Origin of the sequence: Streptomyces fuscigenes (assembly GCF_021556455.1) — a bacterium.
GTDB classification, from domain to species: Bacteria; Actinomycetota; Actinomycetes; order Streptomycetales; family Streptomycetaceae; genus Streptomyces; species Streptomyces fuscigenes.
Window position 1 is genome coordinate 1 of the sequence record NZ_JAKGCV010000386.1, and the last position, 5253, is coordinate 5253.

Below are 5253 nucleotides of genomic sequence, written 5' to 3' on the forward strand. Positions count from 1 at the left end.
CGGCCTCGGCCCCGACCCGCTCGGCGGCGGCCGCCGCCTCGCGCCGGATGCGGTCCGCGCTCTCCTGCGCCTCCGTCTTGAGGCGCTCGGCCTCCGTCGCGGCCTCGGTCCGCAGCCGTACGGCCGTGTTCTCGGCCTCGGCGCGGTACGCGGACGCGTCGCCCGCGGCCTCCGTGCGCAGCCGCTCGGCCTCCGCCTCGGCCTGCTCGCGCAGCGAGCGGATGCGCTCCGCGTTCTCCGTGCGCAGCCGCTCGGTCTCCTCGGCGGCCTCGTGGCGCAGGCGCTCGCTCTCCGCGCGCGCCTCGGTGAGCGCCTCATCGGCGGCGTCCACGCGCTGCGCCGCCTCGGTCTGAAGGCGCGTCAGCTCGGCCGCCGCCTCCGACTTGCGGGCCTCGATGCCCCGTTCGGTCTCCTCGCGCAGCCGGGCGGCAGCCTCCTCGGCGGCCGCCTTCGCCGCCTCCGCCTGCTCCTCGCCCTCGGCGCGCAGCCGTTCGGCCTCGGTGCGGGTGCGCTCCAGCGTCTCCTCGGCCTGGCGGCGCAGCGCCGTGGCCCGTTCGATGGCCTCGGTGCGCACCCGCTCGCTCTCGGCGGTGGCCCCCGAGCGCATCTCGTCGGCGTCCGCGCGGGCCTTCGTCAGCAGCTCCTCGGCCGACTTGGCGGCCTCCTCGATCTGCTGGACCGCCTCGCGGCGTGCCTCGCCGCGGATCTGCTCGCCCTCGGCGACGGCCTCGGAGCGCAGCGCCTCGGCCTCGCCGCGCAGCCGCCGCGCCTCCTCCTGGAGTTCGACGGTCTTGGCGCGGTACTCCTTGGTGTCGTCCTTCGCGGCGCCCTTGAGCTGGTCGGCCTGCTCCGCGGCCTCCTCGCGCAGCCGGTCCGCCTCGGCCTCGGCCTCGCGCCGTACGCGCTCGGCCTCCTCGCCGGCCTTGCGCCGCGTGTCCTGGGCGTCCCCGGAGGCCTTCGTCAGCACCTCGTCGGCCGTCCGCGCGGCCTTGGCGAGCTGTGCGGCGGTGTCCTCGGCGGCGGCGGAGCGCGCCTTCTCGGCGGCCTCCGCGACGAGCTTCTCGGCTTCGGCGCGGGCGTCCGCGAGCACCTGCTCGGCGTCCGCCTTGGCCGCCTCGGCCTGCTCCGTCGCCTCACCGACGAGGCGGGCGATCTCGGCCTTCGCGGTGCGGGTGCGCTGCTCGTTCTGCGACTCGGCGCCCGCGAGGCGCTTGACCGCGGTCTCCTTGGCCTCCGCGACGACCTTGTCGGCCTCCGCGCGGGCCTCGCGCAGCCGCTCCTCGGCCTCCTGCATCCGCTGCTCGGCGGCCCGGCTCAGCTCCGCGGCCTGCTGGCGCGCCTGGTCGGACTCGGCCGCCGAGGTCGTCCGCAGCTGCTCGGCGTGGCTCGTGGCCTCCTGGGCCTGGTTGGAGGCCGCGTTCAGCAGCCGCTCCGCGTCCCTGCGGGCCCGCAGCAGCAGCGCCTCGGCCTCGCCGCGCGCGGTCTCCGCCTCGGACGTGAGGCGCTGGCGGGCCTCCTCGGCCACCCGCGCCGCCTCGGTGCGGGCCGCGGACAGCGAGCGCTCGGCCTCGGCTCGGGACTCCTCCATGAGCCGGCGGGCCTGCGACTCGGTGCGGGCCCGCAACTGCTCCGCCCACGCGACGTTCTCGTTGACGTGGGACTCGACGGTCTGCCGGCGCTCCGCGAGTTCCTGGTCGAGGCGCTGGCGGCGCTGCACTGCCTCCGCGTGCAGCTCGGCCTGGAGGCGCGACTGGTGCTCGGCGTGCTCCTGGAGGATGCGCTGCGTCTGGGCGCGCGCCTCCCGCAGCTCGCGCTCGGCGTCCGAACGCAGCTGGTCGGCCTGCATCTGGGCATTGCGGAGCATCTGCTCCGCCTGGTAGCCCAGATCGGCGCCGTCGTACGAGGAGGGCCGCATGGCGAGGTTGCGGCGCGCCTCGTGGAGCTTGGCGCGCAAGACCTCGACCTGGTAACCGAGGTCCTCGGCGTGCTGGACGGCCTTCTCCCGCGCGGTCCTGAGCCGGTCCATCTCGGCTTCGATCCGCGAGAGCTGGTCGTCAGCCCGGTGGCTCTCCTGGCGTTCGTAGCCCCGCACTGCGCGGTCCCATCCGTCCCCTGGTCGCAACTCTGCTGAGCGAGTGCCGTTCTGGGTGAACGGCCCCCCGGGGGAATGGTGTCAGATCATCGGTGGGGGCGCCGCCCCGGCCCGGCCCCGGCCCGGAGCGGCCCACTCTACCGGGCCCGCGATGCCCGGGGTCAGTGCTCCGTGGCGGAGGTGACCAGTTCCGTGAGGACTCCGTGGCAGTCCTTGGGGTGAAGAAAGGTGATACGTGAGCCCATCGTGCCCGTCCGGGGCTCGTCGTAGAGGACGCGGACGCCCTTGCCCCTGATCGCCTCGGAGTCGCCGTCGACGTCCCCGGTGCCGAAGGCGATGTGGTGCACGCCCTCCCCGTTCTTGGCCAGCCACTTGCCGACGGCGGAGTCCTCCCGCACCGGTTCGAGCAGCTGCAGGTACGTGGAGCCGCCGTCCGACGTGCCGTTGACGCGGAGCATGGCCTCGCGCACGCCCTGCTCCTCGTTGACCTCGGTGTGGCAGACCTCGAAGCCGTAGGTCGACCGGTAGAACTCGACAGTTGTGTCAAGGTCGTGACAGGCGATTCCGATGTGATCGATACGCGTCAGCATGCGACCAGTCCAGCGCGGAGCGGACCGTCACGCAACGTGCGCGCCGTCACACGGACCGGCCGGTGACCGATGTCCGTACCCGCCGGTACATTGGAAGTTAACCGTCGTTCACGGCGTGCACCCGTCGAGACCGGGGCGGCCCGCCCGCCCGGGCGCCGCACGCACCGTCGCATGCAAAGGGGTCCCGCTCATGTCCGCTTCGCACACCACCACGTCAGTGATCGTCGCGGGCGCGCGCACGCCCATGGGGCGCCTCCTCGGCTCCCTGAAGTCGTTCTCCGGCGCCGACCTCGGCGGCTTCGCCATCAAGGCCGCCCTGGAGCGCGCGGGCGTCGGCCCCGACCAGGTGGAATACGTGATCATGGGCCAGGTGCTCCAGGCCGGCGCGGGCCAGCTCCCCGCCCGCCAGGCCGCGGTCAAGGCCGGCATCCCGATGACGGTCCCCGCGCTGACGATCAACAAGGTCTGCCTCTCCGGCCTCGACGCGATCGCGATGGCCGACCAGATGATCCGCGCCGGCGAGTTCGACATCGTCGTGGCGGGCGGCCAGGAGTCCATGACGAACGCGCCGCACCTCCTGCCGAAGTCCCGCGAGGGCTACAAGTACGGCTCGCTCGAGGTCCTCGACTCGATGGCGCACGACGGCCTGACCGACGCCTACGAGGACATCGCCATGGGCGCCTCGACGGAGAAGCACAACACGCGCCTGGGCATCGAGCGGGCCCCGCAGGACGAGTTCGGCGCGCGCTCCCACCAGCGGGCCGCCGCTGCCCAGAAGAACGGCGTCTTCGAGGCGGAGATCGTCCCGGTCGAGGTCCCGCAGCGCAAGGGCGACCCGATCCTGTTCGCGGCCGACGAGGGCATCCGCCCCGACACCACCGCCGAGGGCCTCGCCCGGCTGCGCCCCGCCTTCTCCGCCGACGGCACGATCACCGCGGGCACCTCCTCGCAGATCTCCGACGGGGCCGCGGCCGTCGTCGTGATGAGCCGGGCCAAGGCGGAGGAGCTCGGCCTCGAATGGCTGGCGGAGATCGGCGCCCACGGCAATGTCGCCGGCCCGGACAACTCCCTCCAGTCCCAGCCGTCCCACGCGATCGAGCACGCCCTGGGCAAGGAGGGCCTCGCCGTCGCCGACCTCGACCTCATCGAGATCAACGAGGCCTTCGCGGCCGTGGCCGTACAGTCCATGAAGGACCTGGGAGTTTCCCCCGACCTGGTGAACGTGAACGGCGGCGCGATCGCCCTCGGCCACCCGATCGGGATGTCCGGGGCGCGGCTCGTGCTGCATCTCGCGCTGGAGCTCAAGCGGCGCGGCGGCGGGATCGGGGCGGCCGCGCTGTGCGGCGGTGGCGGCCAGGGCGACGCGCTGATCGTGCGCGTGGCCCGCTGACCTGGGCCGCTCGGGCGCCCCGGCAGCGGGACGCCGCGAGGGGACCAGCAGGCAGGACGGCTGACCAGCCGACACGACAGGAGCCGCCGGCCGGGGCCGGCCGGCGCACGGGAGGATCAGGGCTGTGGTGGACGTCTCCGAACTCGTCGCCCGGGCACGGGAGGGCAGGCCGCGCGCCGTGGCGCGGCTGATCTCCCTCGTCGAAGGGGCGTCACCGCAGCTGCGCGAGGTCATGGCGGCGCTGGCGCCACTGACCGGCGGGGCGTACGTGGTGGGGCTGACGGGCTCGCCCGGCGTCGGCAAGTCGACGTCGACGTCCGCGCTGGTGACCGCGTACCGCAAGGCGGGCCGGCGGGTCGGGGTGCTCGCGGTCGACCCGTCGTCCCCCTTCTCCGGCGGAGCGCTGCTCGGCGACCGGGTGCGGATGTCGCAGCACGCCTCGGACCCCGGCGTCTACATCCGATCGATGGCCACGCGGGGCCATCTCGGCGGCCTCGCGTGGGCGGCGCCGCAGGCGATCCGCGTGCTGGACGCCGCCGGCTGCGACGTGATCCTGGTCGAGACGGTCGGCGTCGGCCAGTCCGAGGTGGAGATCGCCTCGCAGGCCGACACCTCGGTGGTGCTGCTCGCGCCGGGCATGGGCGACGGCATCCAGGCGGCCAAGGCCGGAATCCTGGAGATCGGCGACGTCTACGTGGTCAACAAGGCCGACCGGGAGGGCGCCGACGCCACCGCGCGCGAGCTGAACCACATGCTCGGCCTCGGCGAGTCCCGCGCCGCGGGCGACTGGCGGCCCCCGATCGTCAAGACGGTCGCGGCCCGCGGCGAGGGCACGGACGAGGTCGTCGAGGCGCTGGAGAAGCACCGCGCCTGGATGGAGGAGCACGGCGCGCTGTCCGCGCGCAGGACGCGCAGGGCCGCTCGCGAGGTGGAGACCATCGCCGTCACGGCGCTGCGCGAGCGCATCGCGGACCTGCGCGGCGACGCCCGCCTGGAGGCGCTGGCCGGCCGGGTGGTCGCAGGCGATCTGGACCCGTACGCGGCGGCCGACGAACTGATCGCGGGCGTCACGGGCAACGGTTCCTGACGCGCCCGGCGGCCCGGGCACCGCGGGCCCGGCCCGCCGCCGGACCTCCGGCACGCGGGGCGCGACGGCCCCCGGCCCGCTGCCGTGTCGCGGA

The 5253-nt window shown here is 74.7% G+C and carries 4 protein-coding genes; 2 read left to right on the plus strand and 2 right to left on the minus strand.

Annotation, left to right across the window (positions count from 1 at the left end; all coding sequences use genetic code 11):
• Together scy and mce are read right to left on the minus strand one after the other, a co-directional pair.
• On the minus strand, positions 1-2092 hold a 2092-nt coding region (scy, locus tag L1885_RS22985), incomplete at its 3' end, for a polarized growth protein Scy (RefSeq protein ID WP_308117380.1).
• A gap of 161 nt (positions 2093-2253) precedes the next feature.
• Complete coding sequence (gene mce / locus L1885_RS22990; protein ID WP_235799079.1) at positions 2254-2682, minus strand: methylmalonyl-CoA epimerase; 429 nt, start codon at positions 2680-2682, stop codon at positions 2254-2256.
• A 190-nt stretch (positions 2683-2872) separates the two neighbouring features.
• Between mce and L1885_RS22995 the strand changes: the two genes are divergently transcribed.
• Positions 2873-4072 carry an acetyl-CoA C-acetyltransferase gene (locus L1885_RS22995; RefSeq protein WP_235799080.1) on the plus strand — a complete coding sequence of 400 codons (1200 nt, stop codon included), beginning with the start codon at positions 2873-2875 and terminating at the stop codon, positions 4070-4072.
• A gap of 124 nt (positions 4073-4196) precedes the next feature.
• Entirely contained in the window at positions 4197-5159 is a 963-nt protein-coding gene (meaB, locus tag L1885_RS23000; protein ID WP_235799081.1) for a methylmalonyl Co-A mutase-associated GTPase MeaB, read from the plus strand.
• Positions 5160-5253 lie beyond the last annotated feature (94 nt).

What these genes read in the sequence shown, in the direction of transcription:
- L1885_RS22995 (WP_235799080.1), top strand. Translation starts at nt 2,873, where the DNA reads ATGTCCGCTTCGCACACCACCACGTCAGTGATCGTCGCGGGCGCGCGC.
- mce (WP_235799079.1), bottom strand. Translation starts at nt 2,682, where the DNA reads ATGCTGACGCGTATCGATCACATCGGAATCGCCTGTCACGACCTTGAC.